The organism is Candidatus Tisiphia endosymbiont of Dioctria linearis (genome assembly GCF_964026545.1).
Classification (GTDB): Bacteria; Pseudomonadota; Alphaproteobacteria; order Rickettsiales; family Rickettsiaceae; genus Tisiphia.
The window spans coordinates 1,375,447-1,392,462 of the sequence record NZ_OZ032156.1; the positions used below are offsets into that span (position 1 = coordinate 1,375,447).

14 protein-coding genes and 4 pseudogenes are annotated in these 17,016 nt (G+C 32.2%); 5 read left to right on the forward strand and 13 right to left on the reverse strand.

The window, feature by feature from the left end:
• Positions 1 to 484: 484 nt before the first annotated feature.
• Positions 485 to 1,282 (forward strand): Dam family site-specific DNA-(adenine-N6)-methyltransferase, encoded by a 798-nt coding sequence (locus AAGD42_RS06550; protein ID WP_341760792.1) that lies wholly within the window; start codon positions 485 to 487, stop codon positions 1,280 to 1,282.
• A 57-nt stretch (positions 1,283 to 1,339) separates the two neighbouring features.
• Here the strand turns inward: AAGD42_RS06550 and AAGD42_RS06555 are convergent.
• The 4 genes and pseudogenes from AAGD42_RS06555 to AAGD42_RS06570 all read right to left on the reverse strand — a co-directional run.
• A pseudogene (locus AAGD42_RS06555) lies at positions 1,340 to 2,818 on the reverse strand (tyrosine-type recombinase/integrase).
• 1,349 nt (positions 2,819 to 4,167) lie between these two features.
• A complete protein-coding gene (locus AAGD42_RS06560) occupies positions 4,168 to 4,524 on the reverse strand; it encodes a hypothetical protein (RefSeq protein WP_341752711.1) in 357 nt (118 codons plus the stop codon).
• Between the two features lie 225 nt (positions 4,525 to 4,749).
• The gene (locus tag AAGD42_RS06565; protein ID WP_341760731.1) at positions 4,750 to 5,193 is read right to left on the reverse strand and encodes a hypothetical protein; all 444 of its coding nucleotides are present in this window, start codon (positions 5,191 to 5,193) and stop codon (positions 4,750 to 4,752) included.
• 550 nt (positions 5,194 to 5,743) lie between these two features.
• Positions 5,744 to 6,487: pseudogene (locus tag AAGD42_RS06570) on the reverse strand (MFS transporter); the annotation flags it as partial.
• A 746-nt stretch (positions 6,488 to 7,233) separates the two neighbouring features.
• On the opposite strand from AAGD42_RS06570, the pseudogene AAGD42_RS06575 reads away from it, so the two are divergent.
• From AAGD42_RS06575 to AAGD42_RS06590, 4 genes and pseudogenes are all read left to right on the forward strand, one after another.
• A pseudogene (locus AAGD42_RS06575) lies at positions 7,234 to 7,926 on the forward strand (helix-turn-helix domain-containing protein); the annotation flags it as partial.
• Between the two features lie 51 nt (positions 7,927 to 7,977).
• Positions 7,978 to 8,349, forward strand: a complete 372-nt coding sequence (locus tag AAGD42_RS06580; RefSeq protein ID WP_341749594.1) for a helix-turn-helix domain-containing protein — start codon at positions 7,978 to 7,980, stop codon at positions 8,347 to 8,349.
• On the forward strand, positions 8,313 to 8,834 hold the full coding sequence (locus tag AAGD42_RS06585) for an IS630 family transposase (RefSeq protein ID WP_341749620.1): 522 nt from the start codon (positions 8,313 to 8,315) through the stop codon (positions 8,832 to 8,834). The genes AAGD42_RS06580 and AAGD42_RS06585 overlap by 37 nt, the downstream gene beginning before the upstream one ends.
• A gap of 16 nt (positions 8,835 to 8,850) precedes the next feature.
• Positions 8,851 to 9,231 (forward strand): annotated as a pseudogene (locus AAGD42_RS06590) (integrase core domain-containing protein); the annotation flags it as partial.
• A 108-nt stretch (positions 9,232 to 9,339) separates the two neighbouring features.
• On the opposite strand, the gene nuoE reads toward AAGD42_RS06590, so the two are convergent.
• From nuoE to AAGD42_RS06635, 9 genes are all read right to left on the reverse strand, one after another.
• Positions 9,340 to 9,837 (reverse strand): NADH-quinone oxidoreductase subunit NuoE, encoded by a 498-nt coding sequence (nuoE, locus tag AAGD42_RS06595; protein ID WP_341749785.1) that lies wholly within the window; start codon positions 9,835 to 9,837, stop codon positions 9,340 to 9,342.
• The gene (nuoD, locus tag AAGD42_RS06600; protein WP_341752713.1) at positions 9,834 to 11,009 is read right to left on the reverse strand and encodes an NADH dehydrogenase (quinone) subunit D; all 1,176 of its coding nucleotides are present in this window, start codon (positions 11,007 to 11,009) and stop codon (positions 9,834 to 9,836) included. Before nuoD ends, nuoE begins: the two co-directional genes overlap by 4 nt.
• 101 nt (positions 11,010 to 11,110) lie before the next feature.
• Positions 11,111 to 11,362: a DUF3035 domain-containing protein gene (locus tag AAGD42_RS06605; protein ID WP_341752714.1), complete on the reverse strand. Its 252-nt coding sequence runs from the start codon at positions 11,360 to 11,362 to the stop codon at positions 11,111 to 11,113.
• Positions 11,363 to 11,962: a signal peptidase II gene (gene lspA, locus AAGD42_RS06610; RefSeq protein WP_341751068.1), complete on the reverse strand. Its 600-nt coding sequence runs from the start codon at positions 11,960 to 11,962 to the stop codon at positions 11,363 to 11,365.
• The gene (locus AAGD42_RS06615) at positions 11,953 to 12,432 is read right to left on the reverse strand and encodes a hypothetical protein (RefSeq protein WP_341752715.1); all 480 of its coding nucleotides are present in this window, start codon (positions 12,430 to 12,432) and stop codon (positions 11,953 to 11,955) included. Before AAGD42_RS06615 ends, lspA begins: the two co-directional genes overlap by 10 nt.
• 195 nt (positions 12,433 to 12,627) lie before the next feature.
• A complete protein-coding gene (locus AAGD42_RS06620; protein WP_341752716.1) occupies positions 12,628 to 13,548 on the reverse strand; it encodes an Rpn family recombination-promoting nuclease/putative transposase in 921 nt (306 codons plus the stop codon).
• A 40-nt stretch (positions 13,549 to 13,588) separates the two neighbouring features.
• Positions 13,589 to 14,569, reverse strand: coding sequence for an Rpn family recombination-promoting nuclease/putative transposase (locus AAGD42_RS06625; RefSeq protein WP_341752717.1), 981 nt, complete (start codon positions 14,567 to 14,569; stop codon positions 13,589 to 13,591).
• A 43-nt stretch (positions 14,570 to 14,612) separates the two neighbouring features.
• Positions 14,613 to 15,614 carry an Rpn family recombination-promoting nuclease/putative transposase gene (locus tag AAGD42_RS06630; protein ID WP_341752718.1) on the reverse strand — a complete coding sequence of 334 codons (1,002 nt, stop codon included), beginning with the start codon at positions 15,612 to 15,614 and terminating at the stop codon, positions 14,613 to 14,615.
• Positions 15,615 to 15,649: 35 nt separating this feature from the next.
• On the reverse strand, positions 15,650 to 17,014 hold the full coding sequence (locus tag AAGD42_RS06635) for a M23 family metallopeptidase (RefSeq protein ID WP_341752719.1): 1,365 nt from the start codon (positions 17,012 to 17,014) through the stop codon (positions 15,650 to 15,652).
• Between the last annotated feature and the right edge of the window lie 2 nt (positions 17,015 to 17,016).

Sequence of the window (17,016 nt, forward strand, 5' to 3'; positions counted from 1 at the left end):
ATCTAACCTTAGTGCTTGACATTTACACTACGTAACGTCTACTAACAAATATCCTAGTTTTTCCCCATAGTAAAGCGGTTTTTCACTATTAGTAAATTTTTTTATAAAATTTTTTAGAATAGTGTTAAACCAGAGACAGTGAGTAAGATTATTCTTATAGTCGGCGGCTAAATAGCTGACAAGTAAGCCGTAAATTAGCTATTTAAACAAGCTGCCTAATGCGGTTAATTGAATAAATAGCTAATTAGCTACTTGTATTTTAAGGCAAATATGAGCCTAAAATTGTATCAGGTTTTTTTGCACCAAACAAAACCCATTACTTAGCAAAAGCAAGGGTGTACTTTCATTGACTGTGACTTTTAAAACGCCATTTTTACCAATATACCGATAATTCTTATAGAATCTTTGTGATATTTATGATACAATAAGTGAGATATTTATGTACTTGAATAATGAACACTTATCATCATGACTACTACTAAAAATACCGTTACCATTTTTTAACTGGGTTGGTGGTAAAAGAAAACTCACCGATCAATTGATACAATATGTTCCTGTTACCTTTAATAATTATTATGAGCCTTTTCTTGGCGGTGGGGCATTATTCTTCAAAATAAAAGATAGGTGTCAAAAATGTTTTCTATCTGATATTAACCTGGAGTTAATTACCAGCTACAATGCTGTAAAAAAGAATCCAACAGCAGTGAGCGATTTATTTGCCACCCATAAAGAACATCACTCGAGAAAATATTATTACCGCGTACAAAAACGTAATGATAGCAATGACCCAACTAGTATTACGGCTAGGTTTCTCTATTTAAACAAATATTCTTTCATGGGTATGTATCGAGTTAATAAGAGTGGCAAGCTTTGTTTGTCCTTTTCGTCAAAGAAATATGATAGTGCTAATATTGATAAGAAATTACAACAATGTAGTAGCTTTCTAAGTGACACCTCAATTTACGTTACTGATTTCTCGTTTATCGAACCTAAAGAAAATGATTTTGTCTATTTTGACCCACCTTATCATAAGGCTGGAGAGAAGTTTTATACTCGCTTGCCTTTTAATGAACAAGAACAAATCAGGCTAAGAGATTTTGCCAAAGAACTCACTAGCAAAGGGGTAAAATTAATGATATCCAATAGCAATACCAACTTTATCAGGGAAATATACCAAGATTTTACCATAAATACCGTTGACATTAAATACACCATAACCGGACAGAAAGTAGCCGTACAGAAAGAAATCACTAAAGAGCTTATCATTACTAATTATAAATAAGCTGAGTATATGCTGATTACTCAACATACTCAGCATTATTCTTGCGTTTAAGTATATTTAGTGTCTTATCTGTTGCATCAATTCTTCAATCATTATTTGCTGTGCTTTAATCTGACTTTGCAGGGCTTCAATATAGTCAATTGATGAGAAGTTGGTGACGTCATCGCTCAATGCTTGCCCATTATATATAGGCGTCGCTCCATCGCTCCTGCTACCCAATTCTCCTGGATTGATTATAGTATTATTTTCAATATTATTAGCAATTTCTTTTGTTTCCTTTGGTATAGTTACCTCACTTGCTATAAAAAAATCTAAGTTTTTTAAAATTTTGTCTAACGGAACCACAGCTTTGTCCTGAAACTCTTTAACTTGTTCCTTCGCTATAATATCATATACTTCTGTTGACCTTTGATCCTTATGACCTAAAGCCGCCCCTATTATCTCTCTATCTGCTCCAACTTTACGCATCCAACTACCGTGTGTTCTTCTCAAATCATGAATCCTCATATCTTTAATATCAGCCAATGTACAAATTTTCTTCCAAGTTTCACTAGGAGAGGATATGTGACCACTTTAACTCTGATCGCTAGAAAATACCCACATTGCTTCAGGATTGCTCTCATTTTTCCTTCTTGTCAATATGCTTAGGGCAGAGTTTACTAAATGAACTCTTTGTGTTTTTTTATTTTTAGCAGAGGTAGCTGGTATAGTCCATGTCGTGTTTTCAAAATTAATATCCTGCCATTTCATAGATAAAACATTACTTTTCCTTGCTCCAGTAAGTAATAGCATTAAGATAAAATCCGCAATTATCCTAGTAGATGTTGCAATAACTGCCTCAATGAACCTTGACATTTCCTCTAGGGTTGCAATATATCGTTCTCTGACCTTTTCCGGATTTTTTTCAATATCCTTTGCTGGATTTTTCTCTAACATTTGCCATTTAATACCCCTATTGAACATTGCCCTAAATAACTTAAGAAAGTTGTTAGCACTATAAGGACCATTATTATTGGTAAGATTATTAAACGTTTTCTGAATATCATCCCTTGTTACAGTAGATATTTTCATGTCATAATAATCTTTACCATATCGCTTCATTTTAGCAATATCAGTCTTCCAGCCCTTATTTTTACGTTTACTGTGTTCTTCAATATACTTATAAAAGAACTCTTTAACGGTTAACTTGGTTAGTTTATCATCTATTGGATTATTTGTTAGTGTGGTTAGTTTATTATCTATTTGATTATTTGCAATAGCTAATTTTTCAAGAGGAATACCTTTGCTAATCTGATTTTTTAGCTCAGCAGCTTTATTCCTTGCTTCTACTACCGACATACAAGGGAATGCACCTAATTTAATTGTACGACTACGACCGTTCTTCTCCACTGTTTTACGTAAGTAAAAAGTCTTGCTTTTTCTTGCAATAAGAAACAGCCCCTTTTCTTTGGTATCATTATAAAAATCTTGTTTAGTTTCAGGAAGAATAATTTTACTAATAGCTTCTTGAGTAAAATGTGACTTAAAAGTTGGCATATATCTACCTCAATTATATTGTTAGTTTCAGCAATGTTGTCACTGATGATGTTATTGGTATTTTTTATTTAGATTAAGTGGTTTTTCATTGATTTTTAATAGAGGAGGGCATAAAGTGAAGTCCTGTTTTTTGTTTTTCGGAAAATGGACACTGAGGTTAGATTGTAATTTGGTAGATTGTCTTCTAACCTCGGTGCTTGACACTACACCACGTAGTATCGTCTTTTACAAATACTATCATTTTTCCCCAGAGTAAAGGGGATTTTTTAAGTTTTTTAGAATAGTGTTAATCTAGTAACAGTCGCTAAAATTGTTATTATAGTTTTTTGAGGGTTAACATTTTTACTAATCTGAGCTGTGGTTGTTGTATTTTTAGGAAGATGAAATGACCTGGTGCCATATATCTAGCTAAACTAGATTTATTACATAATTATAATAAATATATAAAAGTTGATTAGATATTTGATTTAATATTGATGTAATTTTAGATTAATTATCTTTAATAAAAACTAACTTATAAGAACTGAGTGTTTTTAAAAAAATTAACCTATTTTTGTTGGATATTATAATAACAATTCAACTAAAAATGCGTTTAAAAACTATTGTTTTTCATGTAGTTTCTATGGCTGTTTTTTTAAGAAATTGCCACAATTATTATCATAAATTGACCAATATATTAGGTTCAAATAGTATTAAAATATCAATTCAAATTATAGGAGGAAAGCCTATGAGTACTAGGGATTCAAGGGCAAAAAAGACTAGAGGAAATGGCGAGTCCGAGAAAATTCAAATTTCTAGCCATAAGACTTGAAGTCATCAGTGCCAACTAACATAGTTGGTTGATCATCAACATTATTTTTATTTTTTTCTTCTATCATTGTTTTCACGTGTTCCTTCTAACCATAATATCATTATACTCCTTATTTTATTATCCACTAAGAGGTAATTAGCAAAATTTTTATAATTTTTTGTTTTTTTTATAAAAAAAACAAACTGAAACATAGTGACAACATATTATGCTGCGATCAAAAAATTTTTATTGGTTTATTTTGAGTCTAACCCGGATATTGCATGAAGGTAGCAAAATTCACCTCTGAACCCCTTGTAATATAAGGGGTTCAGAGGAATTATACAAAAATACAAATTGTATTTTTGAGTTTTATCAAATTTAATCTCGTAACCTTTATTACTCAAGGGATAGAAAGATTTACTGATAATTCATCATACAATATCCAGGCTAAACCTCAATAAAAATTTTTTGATCGCAGCCTATATTTACATAGTTCATTATGTCTTTTTGACTTTAATTTTATGAGTATATTTTAATATTAAATTCCAACTAATACATATTAATTAATAGCTTCCCAATTTTCACCAAGTAGAGATTGTTCAAAAATTTTGAATGTATCACGAATAGTGTCATCAACATTTAGTTGCTTATCTTCCACTAACAAAGAATGGATAGCCAGTACATCATCTTCCGTTATTCGTGGTATACCACAACTAGTAACAAGGTTCTCTATTACTTCTGAACCACAATTATTATATTTCTGACTTGCCACCGGTTGCTCAGTAATCTCAATATGTAAATCTGGATATAGTTTAACTAGTTCATTTTCAAGGCTATTCTTTAAAACTTCAGGTATGTACTTTCCTTCGGAGTCCATGTAGTACGCTATAATTTGATCCAAGCTATGTTCTATCACTAGACCAACCCTGTGCTTGTTGTACAAATTTATTGGTATCAATAATTTAGTAATATTATCACTATCGTTATTTTTATTAGCTTTACTGCTAGGCAACTGCTAAGAGTGAGGAAAAAGGTTGATAATATTAGATTACTACCGCAAAATTTAGAATTTATTTATAATAAATATGGTAAACCGTTTATAACCAATGGTACAGCTAATATGCAATTTAATATGTCTCATTCACATAATATAGTTTGTTAAGTGATAGCTTATACTGATAAACAATATTATCATGCCCATTACAAGTATTGCAGAAGAGACAATTGTCACTTGTTGTGCTTCAATAAAGTGTGACTTGCTATTCCTAGCAATTATGGCAACTATATTGGCTGGTGGAGTAACTGAAAGTATCAACAGAGAGTATAACCAATATTTCTCTAGAGGAAAGAGTGTTTTTTCTAACACCAATATTACTAATGGGAATAGAATATGTTTTAACAAAATTAGAATAAGTGAGTTGTATGTAATAGTTTTAATATTTATATATGTGAATTGTAGCTCAGAACCGAAATATATAATAGCAATATAAGGTATAAAAAATACCAATTCTGTTAGCCATGCAGGGACAATAATTTTTAGATAGGTATGATTTAACATGATAGTCAATATTGGAACTACCGTCATTGGATTAAATATCATTTTGATGATAAATAAGATACTAAAATTTTTATCTTTTCTAGAAAAAAAATCTAATAGGACTAAAAAAATAGGACATACAATAGTGACTTGAATAATGTTTACAGTAATTGCAGAAATAGGATTTTGAAATAATGCTTCGATAATAGGTAGACCTAGGAAAGAAGTATTCATAAAAGTGCTTATAAGAGGAAGTATGGCAAACGAAGAGAGTTGATTGAATTTAGTTAAGCAGATGCTGCATAGTGATATAATGATTACTGAAATGATATAAATGAATATGTAATTGTAATTTATGTCAATTGCGTAATCAAACTGAGTTAATTTAACAAACAAAAGCAGAGGGATAAGTACATAATATAAAATTCCAGATAAAAATGATATACTTAACCCTATATAATTAATTAACTTACCAAAAAAAGTTAATATTATAAATGTTACTAAATTTTCCATTTTATAGTTGTTCTATTTTAGCTGTATTATTTGCAATAAAAAAGGCTCTGTCCAAAAAACTGTGTAAATTTCCAAAATTAGGTCATTAAATTTTATTAATTCTATCCTCAAATTTATCAACAATGATTCCTAAACCAAGTCCAGAAAATGTTGCACCTATGTAACCAAAAGTCCCAACAAGACCACTAACTGTAGCGGATATAGATTTTGCAGCAGAATCATTAGCAATAACACCTGCTAATACTTGAGGACCATAAATAAAAAAACCACAAAGTATAATTGCTACGCTTTTTAAGACAGAGTAGTTAAGAGGCAGAAATATAAAAGCCGCAATACATATTATAAGGCCTAATATTAGTATCATGGCAATTTTTGAGCGATGTGCATAACCAACTTTGTCCGAAAAATATCCAGCAACAATGCCACCAAATATGCCTAAAAATTCCAAGCTTGAAAATTGCCAACCTATAGAATTTACATTATTGTTTTGTTCTACAAGAAAAGTAGGCAATCAATTGAGCAAACCTATTCTGATAACGTATAAAAACATAGTGCCAAGTGCCATATTCCAAGCTACAGAGTTTTTAAATAGATGTTCTAAAATTGTTCTGCTATAAGCAGTAAAATCAACATGTTGTGTAATTGAATTTCCATCAATAGTTTTATTTATCATTGTTTCTTCTGGATATTCATCAAGATGGTATATTAAATTCATAAGAATTACAATAGAAATTATAGCTGGAAAATAGAATAAGGATGGGACACCAAACGTAGTAAGTAAGGTTCCAGATATAATAGCTATAAAAGAACTACCAATTGCATGAGCTGTGTTGAAGTAGTTGAGATTTAATCTTAGTGCGCCACGAAGCGTAGATAAACTAGCTGTTGAAAGAACAGTCTTAGAAGTGTTGACCTAGCACACTAAGTATCGAGCCTTGGGCAAAAATTGGTAACAATTATGCTAAGCGTAGGCAGAGATATTACAGGCCGTAGTGATTGAGCCACGTTAAAAATGTTATACGAGATCGCAGACTTTGTTAAGATAAAGGAATGCAATATTATCTATATCGTAAATTAGGCAGATATAGGTTTAGGTCTTCGGGGTCGGAGAGCATGGCATGTAATAAAAGTTTATCTATGAACGTGGGATATCCTATATTCTCTTTCCATTGTTTTTTTTGAAGTATCAGCCGACAAGAGTAAAACCCAAGGGAGCTGAGATGGGATATAGGAAGTCGGATGGATCATAGTAGTGTTGAAGCAGAGGAAAGTCTGTGGAGCGAAGGATCCTGGGTAGAATCGGTCTTTTTAGGGAAATGTTATGATAACAACAGAGTATCAAATAAATACAGAAACGAAACTAAAAAGAATAGCATGGTTATCTTCACAGGATAAGGGCAAGAGATTTAATAATCTCTTGCATTTATTTTAAGTGAACATACTGTGTAAATGATGATATCTTGAGCCCATTGCCTTAATAGGGCACGATGCGGTTCTAACGAGGGGCGTAATAGGTGACTATTACGTCTACTCCACCATTTAGTAAAATAAACAAATTATTAAATGGAGATTAAAATGAATTTAAATCAGAAAATAATAAGACCAAAAATAGGATTACTTGAACTAGCAAAAAGCTTAGGAAATGTATCTAGTGCATGTAAGACAATGGGGTATAGCAGAGATAGTTATTATAGATTCAAGGAATTATATGAGAATGGTGGCGATGAAGCCTTGTATGAAATAAGCCGTAAGAAACCCATATTGGCTAATAGAGTTGATCCTATTGTAGAGAAAGCGGTATTAGACATGGCAATAGAGTACCCCGTTTATGGTCAACTTCGTGTATCAAACGAATTAAAAAAAGATGGGATTTTAGTATCTCCCGGTGGCATTAGATCTATCTGGCTTAGGAACGATCTCAATAATCTTAAGAAACGGCTAGTAGCTTTAGAAACTAAAATGGCTCAGGATGGCATTATACTTACGGAAGCTCAATTACGTGTCTTGGAGAATCGTAAGAATCTTAAAGAGGCACATGGGGAAATAGAGACAGAACATCCAGGCTATCTTGGTTGTCAAGATGTTTACTATGTTGGCAACTTTAAAGGAATAGGTAAGGTTTATGGTCAAACTTTTATCGATAGCTATTCCAGGGTGACGGATGCCAAATTATACACAGACAAAACAGCTATAACCTCTGCTGATATGTTAAATGATAGAGTTCTACCTTGGTACGAAGAACAAGGTATTCCTATACTACGTATATTATAGTAAAGGCAGTTGAGTTATGTTAGTGATTGTGATAATATAAAATGAAAAATGTCAACTAGCCCATACAGTATAGATTTAAGAGAAAAAGTAATAAAATATCTAGAAGCAGGAAATAGTCAAAGGTCAGCATCTAGAGTTTTTCAATTGAGCCCTACAACAGTAAATACATGGCATGTAAGGTATAAGAAAGAAGGTCATTATCAAGCAAGGAAGTATAAAGGAGCAAAGCCTAGTATAGAAATGGATGATTTTATCAAGTATGTAGAAGAAAATCCTAATAGCAAAACGGAAGATATTGGTAAGAAATTTGGGATAAGCGCTAGTGGGGCAAGATATTGGCTAAGACAATTGGGATTTAGTTATAAAAAAAAGCCTTTACCTATGTGGAAGCTAATGCTGAAAAGCGATGTAAGTATTTAGAAGATATCAAAGATCTAGCTACAGATGCGCTTGTGTATATAGATGAGAGCGGAATAGAGATGAACATTACCCAAGATAGAGGTTGGGGAAAGAAAGGTCAAACACTACAAGCAAAGAAGAGTGGGAAGTATTACCAAAGGACGAATATTATAGCAGGTTTGGTAGGTAATAAATCTATAGCCCCTTTTGTATTCAATGGCACCTGTAATACCGAACTATTTAATAATTGGGTAGAGCAATTTTTGATAAAAGAGCTTATAGCTGGTCAAGTTGTGATTTTAGACAATGCTGCTTTTCATAAGTCTAAGAAGACTAAAGATTTAATAGAATCAGTAGGATGTAGGGTAATATTTTTACCACCTTACTCTCCTGACCTAAATCCAATAGAGAAATTTTGGGCTAATATGAAAAGGTGGATTAAACAAAAAATCGGGCTTTCACAAGAATTGTATAACACCATTTGTGCATTCTTTGCTGTAACATAACTTAACTGCTTTTACTATAACTGATCGTGGTACTGAATATAAAGGAAATATAGAACATCATGCCTTTGAATTGTTTTTAAGTATTGAAGGAATAGAACCCACCGTTACAAAAGCATATTCCCCTCAAACTAACGGGATATGTGAGAGGTTTCATAAAACCATGAAAAATGAGTTTTATGATACTGCAATGAGTAAAAAGATTTACAATTCACTTTTTGAATTGCAAAAAGATCTTGATACCTGGTTACATTATTATAATAACGAACGTCCTCATTCCGGCAAGTATTGCTATGGTAAAACTCCAATGCAAACCTTTAAAGATAGTAAAAAATTAGCGTTTGAAAAAAATAATGAGATCTTGTATCTTGAACACTTATCTGACAATCTAATAAGTTAATTTATGGGGTCTGTAAGATCAAATCTTGACTTCTACAGCTTTGTCGTGCTTAATTTCGTGGGGATACATCAGCTCGCAATGACGAACGGGTTAGATATAAAATAAATATTAAGCAAGGCTATCAATTAACTTAGCCATGCCTTCTTCATCTAACTCTTCAAAAAAATCATCGTTGATTTGGACAACTGGTGCATTAACACAAGCACCCAAACATTCAACTTCTGTAAGGCTAAACTTTTTATCGCTGGTTAGCTCACCGAAATTAATAGCAAGTTTATTCTTACAGATAGTAGCAATTTTATCGCTACCCCTTAGCCAACAGGGGGTAGTACCACAAATTTGTATGTGATATCGTCCTACTGGTTGTAAATTAAACATGGTATAGAATGTTGCAACTTCATAAGCTCTGATGAAAGGTATATTTAGAAAATTTGCTACATACTCTATCGATGCTTTAGGTAACCAACCATTCATTTGCCGTTGGGCAAGGTCAAGTAACGGTAGGATCGCACTTTTCTGTCTATTTTCAGGATATTTCTTAATAATATCTTGAGCTTTTTTTAGATTTTCATCATTAAAACTGAAATTTAGTGGTTCATCATTCATCGATCAATTTCTCCAAAAACAATGTCAAGACTGGCAATAATAGTTACCACATCTGCCATCAAATGTCCTCTTGACATAAAGTCTAAACCTTGCAGATGAGCAAATCCAGGGGCTTTAATACGGCATCTATAAGGTTTGTTGCTTCCATCAGAGTATAAATATACCCCAAACTCGCCTTTTGGGGCTTCAACAAACCGATATATCTCGCCTTGTGGTACGTTATATCCTTCAGTATAAAGTTTAAAATGATTAATCATTGCTTCCATCGATTCTTTCATTTTATTTCTTGATGGGGGGGCGATTTTGGGGTCATCAGTTTTAATACTACCTTTCGGTATTTTTTCAAGACATTGTTGTATAATTTTAAGTGATTGGTACATTTCTTCAATGCGAACCAAATACCTATCATAACAATCACCATTTTTGCCAATTGGTATGTCAAAATCTAGTTCATCATACACATCGTACGGATTGGTTTTTCTAAGATCCCATGCGATACCTGAGCCTCGCAGTATTGGGCCAGAAAACCCCCAATCCATAGCTTCTTTTTGGCTTACTACTCCGATATCTACTAGGCGTTGTTTCCAAATCCTATTGTCATTTAACAAGGTTTCAACATCTTGTAATTTTTTAGGAAATTGTTGAATAAAAATATGAATATCTTCTAATATACCATCTGGTAAGTCTTGGGCAACGCCACCAGGTCTAAAATAATTTGCATGCATCCTAGAACCAGATACACGCTCATAGAATTCCATAATTTTTTCACGTTCCTCAAATAACCATAATAGAGGTGTAGTAGCACCAACATCTAGAGCTTGGGTTGTGATATTAAGTATGTGATTAAGGATACGGGTAAGTTCAGAAAACATCACTCGAATAAATTGAGCTCGTCTTGGAACTTCGCAGCCAAGCAATCCTTCAACTGTTAAAGCAAAGGCATGTTCTTGACACATTGGCGATACGTAATCTAATCGATCAAAATATGGTATAGCTTGTAGATATGTTTTATACTCAATTAATTTTTCAGTACCACGATGCAGTAAACCAATATGCGGGTCTGCCTTATTGATTACCTCACCATCCATTTCTAAGATTAATCTTAAAACCCCATGGGTAGCTGGATGTTGTGGACCGAAATTCAGTACAACGCTTTTATTATTATCACTCACCTTGTTTTAAACCCCGGCAATTATTGTTTCTCTATATCTTTGAGTATATACCAAAATTTTCGTCCACTAAGTGAAAAAGTAAAAAAATTATATAATTAGTTTTACCTATCTATTTCCTCTATGAGGGCTTGTTCACCATCGTTAAGAGTTTTTGGAGAAGAGGCTTTATGGCTTTCTTTATCCTTTCCTTCAATAGCAGGTAAGTCATAGTGAGGGGGCATTTCTAAAGTCTTATTACGCTCAACCCTGTACTCATTGGGACCAGGCGTTACTATCCCTATTGTTTCTTTTACTTTTTTACTGCACGCAGACAGCATTATTACAGTAGCAAATAACCAAAGAATTATACGCACTCAATCTCCTTTTAAATTTATATTTTCCTTAAAAGCAAGCTCACGGATCCTATCTGCTTCAGCTTGTATCATAGTATGATTATATTTAATATCTTGTTGTTGTTCAACAATTTTCTTAGTCTTATAATAATCATGCAATAAGAACATTACACCTAATGAAATAAAGCTATCAGCTAGATTAAATATTGGAAAACCAAAATCTTGATAATGAAAATAAATAAAATCAAATACCGCTCCATTAACAAAACGATCGATCAAATTACCGATAGCCCCACCAATGACAAAGCTATAACCAACAAAGCCTGTCATTGTCTTACATTTTAATAAGATATACCATAAATATATTATAACAACAGAGTTAATAACTATAAACAACATATTGCTATACTGATAATAATTTCGGAACATTCCAAAACTAATACCATGGTTCCAGCTATAAACTATATCTAAAAAGCTTGTTACCTTCATGGTTAGACCAATCTTGCCCCTTAGATAATTTATAAACCACCATTTTACTAATTGATCTATAATTACCAATTTAATAACTATACGACTATTCTGACGAATAATTAGTAATATTCTTTTTAATGTTAATAGTATATGCATTTAATTTTTGATTCCATCTTTTGCCTTAAGGTTTTCTTATAACGTCTCACCGGACTAGTTTCATTTTTTCTTACATAAAAATATTCATCATCTTCAGGCATTCTAATGCCAATAGGTATATAATCTGGGTTAATACATGGGGTGTTAGGAATTTGACTAAAACAGTTAACACGCGGAGTGTCACGAATAGTTTGAGTTAAATCTGGACGCCATTTCTTTAACGGTTCCCTACTAGATATTGAAAAAACAATTTCTCGTTTTTTCTTGTTATTAAACTTCTTTATAAGTCTGTCTATATCTTTTTTATCTTCCTTAAATAAAGGAAATTTAATAGGATTTGCAGGTATTCTTATTGTTTTGTTCATTTCGTCTTCATTAACTTTAGTTGGATTATCTTCTGCATACGCTGTTGTTGTATTAATCCATAAAACTACTACGATTAATTTAGTTAATTGCTTAAACATAATTTTGATACCTCGAATTCTTAGTTGTTTGTAAATTATAGCTAACTTGATTAGCATTAAACCCCGTGGCAATTTAAAAATTGCAGAAAAGTACAAGAGGTCTATTAGCGAGACCACGCAAGTAGGTCGTGGCAATCCACATTCATTAAATTGCTTCGTCGCTACTAAAGTAACGCCTTGCTAATAAGTGCCAGTTTACTGTACTTTCAATAATTCATTGATTCTTGCAATAGATAATCTAGTCATTCTCGCTACTTCCTCAATAGAGTTACCATTTTTTATCATCATTTTAATTAATTTAGCTTCACCTCTAGCTTCACCTCTAGCTTCTCCGATTTGAATCCCTTCTTCTTTCCATACTTGAGCTATACTAGGCATAAGTTCTTCTCCTTTTTCTTTAGTTAAACTATTTTTTAATATTTTTTCTAACTCTATTTTATCATTTTGCTCAATAAAGATCAAAGTATACTGTAATAGATTTCTTATGTGGTCATAGCCTATTGTTATTGTACTCAATTTAGGCAAGAGATGAGAGATTTCTTGCCATCTCTTCAGTAATTGACGCTCGTGGATATGTTTGAGGAAAAATAACAAAATCCCAGACCATACTTTTTCCTTGAGTTCTTCATCGGGGATATCATGTACGTTAATAAGCTGACAATCGTTGATCCAGAAACCTCTAGCTAAATCTGGATGGCTAAATAAATTCCATATATTGAGCGATGCGTTATATTTCTTCTTGCCATTATAAATTATTAGGGGATAAATTAATGGAAGGCTTTTAGCTTTAGGATTAGTAGTTAAATATAGATCACAAATATTAATCATATATTTAAACAACCTAAATGCCATCATTTTATCAACAGTACTTTGATGTTCCAATAGCAAAAAAATATAGCCATCCTGATCATTAAACTTAACAGAAAATAATACATCTGAAATAGTTTCAGAAAGGTCTGACTCAATAAAACTATCTTTTTCTAATTTTAAAGATGTGCTATCGATTAAAGCCAACACATCCTTCGGCAAATGAGTTGCCAAGAATTCTTGAGCAACTATTGGATTCTCCATAGATTTGCGAAAGATTTCGTCATGTTTTGGCTTGTCTAGAGTCATAATAAAATTTACTTATATAACTAATCTAATAATTCATTACTTACTGTACTTTCAGTAATTCATTGATTTTAGTAATAGATAGTCCAGTAATTCTCGCTACTTCTTCAATAGAGCTACCATTGTTTATCATCATTTTTATTAATTTAGCTTCACCTTTAGCTTCACCTCTAGCTTCACCTCTAGCTTCTCCCCTAGCCTCTCCTCTAGCCTCTCCGATTTTGATACCATCTTGTAGCCCTATCTCTATCCCTTCTTCTTTCCATACTTGAGCTATACTAGGCATAAGTTCTTCTCCTTTTTCTTTAGTTAAACTATTTTTTAATATTTTTTCTAACTCTATTTTATCATTTTGCTCAATAAAGATCAAAGTATACTGTAATAGATTTCTTATATGGTCATAGCCTATTGTTATTTTACTCAATTTAGGCAAGAGATGAGAGATTTCTTGCCATCTTTTCAGTAATTGACGCTCGTGGATGTGTTTGAGGAAAAATAACAAAATCCCAGACCATACTTTTTCCTTAAGTTCTTCATCGGGGATATCATGTACGTTAATAAGCTGACAATCATTTGTCCAAAAGCCTCTGGCTAAATCTGGATGGCTAAATAAATTCCATATATTGAGCGATGCGTTATATTTCTTCTTGCCATTATAAATTATTAGGGGATAAATTAATGGAAGGCTTTTAGTTTTAGGATTAGTAGTTAAATATAGATCACAAATATTAATCATATATTTAAATAACCTAAATGCCATCATTTTATCAATAGTACTTTGATGTTCCAATAGCAAAAAAATATAGCCATCCTGATCATTAAACTTAACAGAAAATAATACATCTGAAATAGTTTCAGAAAGGTCTGACTCAATAAAACTATCTTTTTCTAATTTTACAGTTGTGCTATCGATTAAAGCCAGCACATCCTTCGGCAAATGAGTTGCCAAAAACTCTTTAGCAACTATTGGATTCTCCATAGATTTGCGAAAGATTTCGTCATGTTTTGGCTTGTCTAGAGTCATAATAAAATTTGCTTATATAGCTAATCTAATAATTCATTATTTACTATACTTTCAGTAATTCATTGATTTTAGTAATAGATAGTCCAGTAATTCTCGCTACTTCTTCAATAGAGCTACCATTGTTTATCATCATTTTTATTAATTTAGCTTCGCCCTCGGTTCTACCCTCGGCTCTACCTTTAGCTTCTCCTCTAACTTCTCCTCTAGCTTCACCTCTAGCTTCACCTCTAGCTTCTCCGATTTTAATACCATCCTGTAGCCCGATTTGAATCCCTTCTTCTTTCCATACTTGAGCTATACTAGGCATAAGTTCTTCTCCTTTTTCTTTAGTTAAACTATTTTTTAATATTTTTTCTAACTCTATTTTATCATTTTGCTCAATAAAGATCAAAGTATACTGTAATAGATTTCTTATATGGTCATAGCCTATTGTTATTTTACTCAATTTAGGCAAGAGATGAGAGATTTCTTGCCATCTTTTCAGTAATTGACGTTCGTGGATGTGTTTGAGGAAAAATAACAAAATCCCAGACCATACTTTTTCCTTGAGTTCTTCATCGGGGATATCATGTACGTTAATAAGCTGACAATCATTTGTCCAAAAGCCTCTGGCTAAATCTGGATGGCTAAATAAATTCCATATATTGAGCGATGCGTTATATTTCTTCTTGCCATTATAAATTATTAGGGGATAAATTAATGGAAGGCTTTTAGTTTTAGGATTAGTAGTTAAATATAGATCACAAATATTAATCATATATTTAAATAACCTAAATGCCATCATTTTATCAATAGTACTTTGATGTTCCAATAGCAAAAAAATATAGCCATCCTGATCATTAAACTTAACAGAAAATAATACATCAGAAATAGTTTCAGAAAGGTCTGGCTCAATAAAACTATCTTTTTCTAATTTTATAGTTGTGCTATCGATTAAAGCCAGCACATCCTTCGGCAAATGAGTTGCCAAAAACTCTTTAGCAACTATTGGATTCTCCATAGATTTGCGAAAAATTTCGTCATGTTTTGGCTTATCTGAAGTCATAATAACTTAAATTATAGAGCTTCTTTGATAAAATTTTAAAGAAATTTCGTTGCTGAATTTTCAGTAATTTCTGATTTACTATCAAGTTCACTACTTAAAGACCTTATATTATTTTTAAATTGTTTAAATTGTGCCAATTGCTTGCCGCTAAGTTCTATACCAGGGGTAGATTTAACATACATAGGGTTTACGTTCTTACCACTTATTTTAACTTCATAATGTAAATGTGCTCCAGTAGTCCTACCAGTACTACCGACATATGCAATTACTTGCCCTTGTTTCACTATACTTCCTGGTTTAAGATTTTTAGCAAAATTAGAAGCGTGAGCATAAGCAGTTGATAAATTCTGACTATGTTTAATTTGTATGAATTTTCCGTAACCAGATTTCCAGCCTATCTCAGTTATCACTCCATTACCTGCCGCATAAATTGGCGTACCAGTTGGAGCTGCAAAATCAACTCCTTTATGCATTTTGGTATAACCTAAAGTAGGATGATGTCTATTACCATAATGTGAGGAAACTCTAACTAATTTGATAGGGGTTCTAAGCAAACTTCTTTTAACACTTTTACCATCTTCGGAAAAGAAATCATGATTATTTTCTGTATTATTTGGAGAATATCGAAAAATATTATACTCCTTACCGGATAAATTAAGTGATACATATATAACCTTACCATGATGGGAAAATTTACCATCCTTGGTAACAAATTTTTCAGTGAGCACAGTTACAGTGTCACCATTTTTAATTTGACGTTGAAAATCAATTTGATAATTATACGAATTGATCATTTCAATTATACTATTACTTGATAATCCTAAAGATTTTAAAGCTGACATAAAGTTTGAATTAATAACTACCGACGATTTGGTTAAGAGCTTATTGAAAACTTTGGTTACGTCTTTCGCAAGAAGGTCTTCACCTTCTCTAATAATTTCTAAAGATTTGACTTTATCATACGCTATAGTTAGTTTTTTCAATGTACGTGACTCGGAAGCAAGGTCTTGATCATCTTGTTCGATAAATTTTATTTCATAATCAAAAACCAGTTGTTGCCCTATCTTTAAAGATGATTCAATATTTTTGTCTTTTGCTATTTTTATAATTTGGGTTATTTCTTTACTTGGAATTTGTTGATGCAAAAGTATTGCTTTTAATGTATCGCCTTTTTTGACTGTAACAATTTGGGATATTTCATCCGATAGTTCTTTTAAGGGGTCAACTATTTCTGGTTCCGCTATGGTAATTGACATAGTATCATTAACGAATTTATTGATCGATGAAGATACAAAAGTAGCAAAGCCCATAAAAATAAATATAGACAAGTACGAAAAACCAGTCCTAAATTTAGATTTAATTTGTGGATTGGTTAATATAAGTTGGATAATAGCTTGCATTA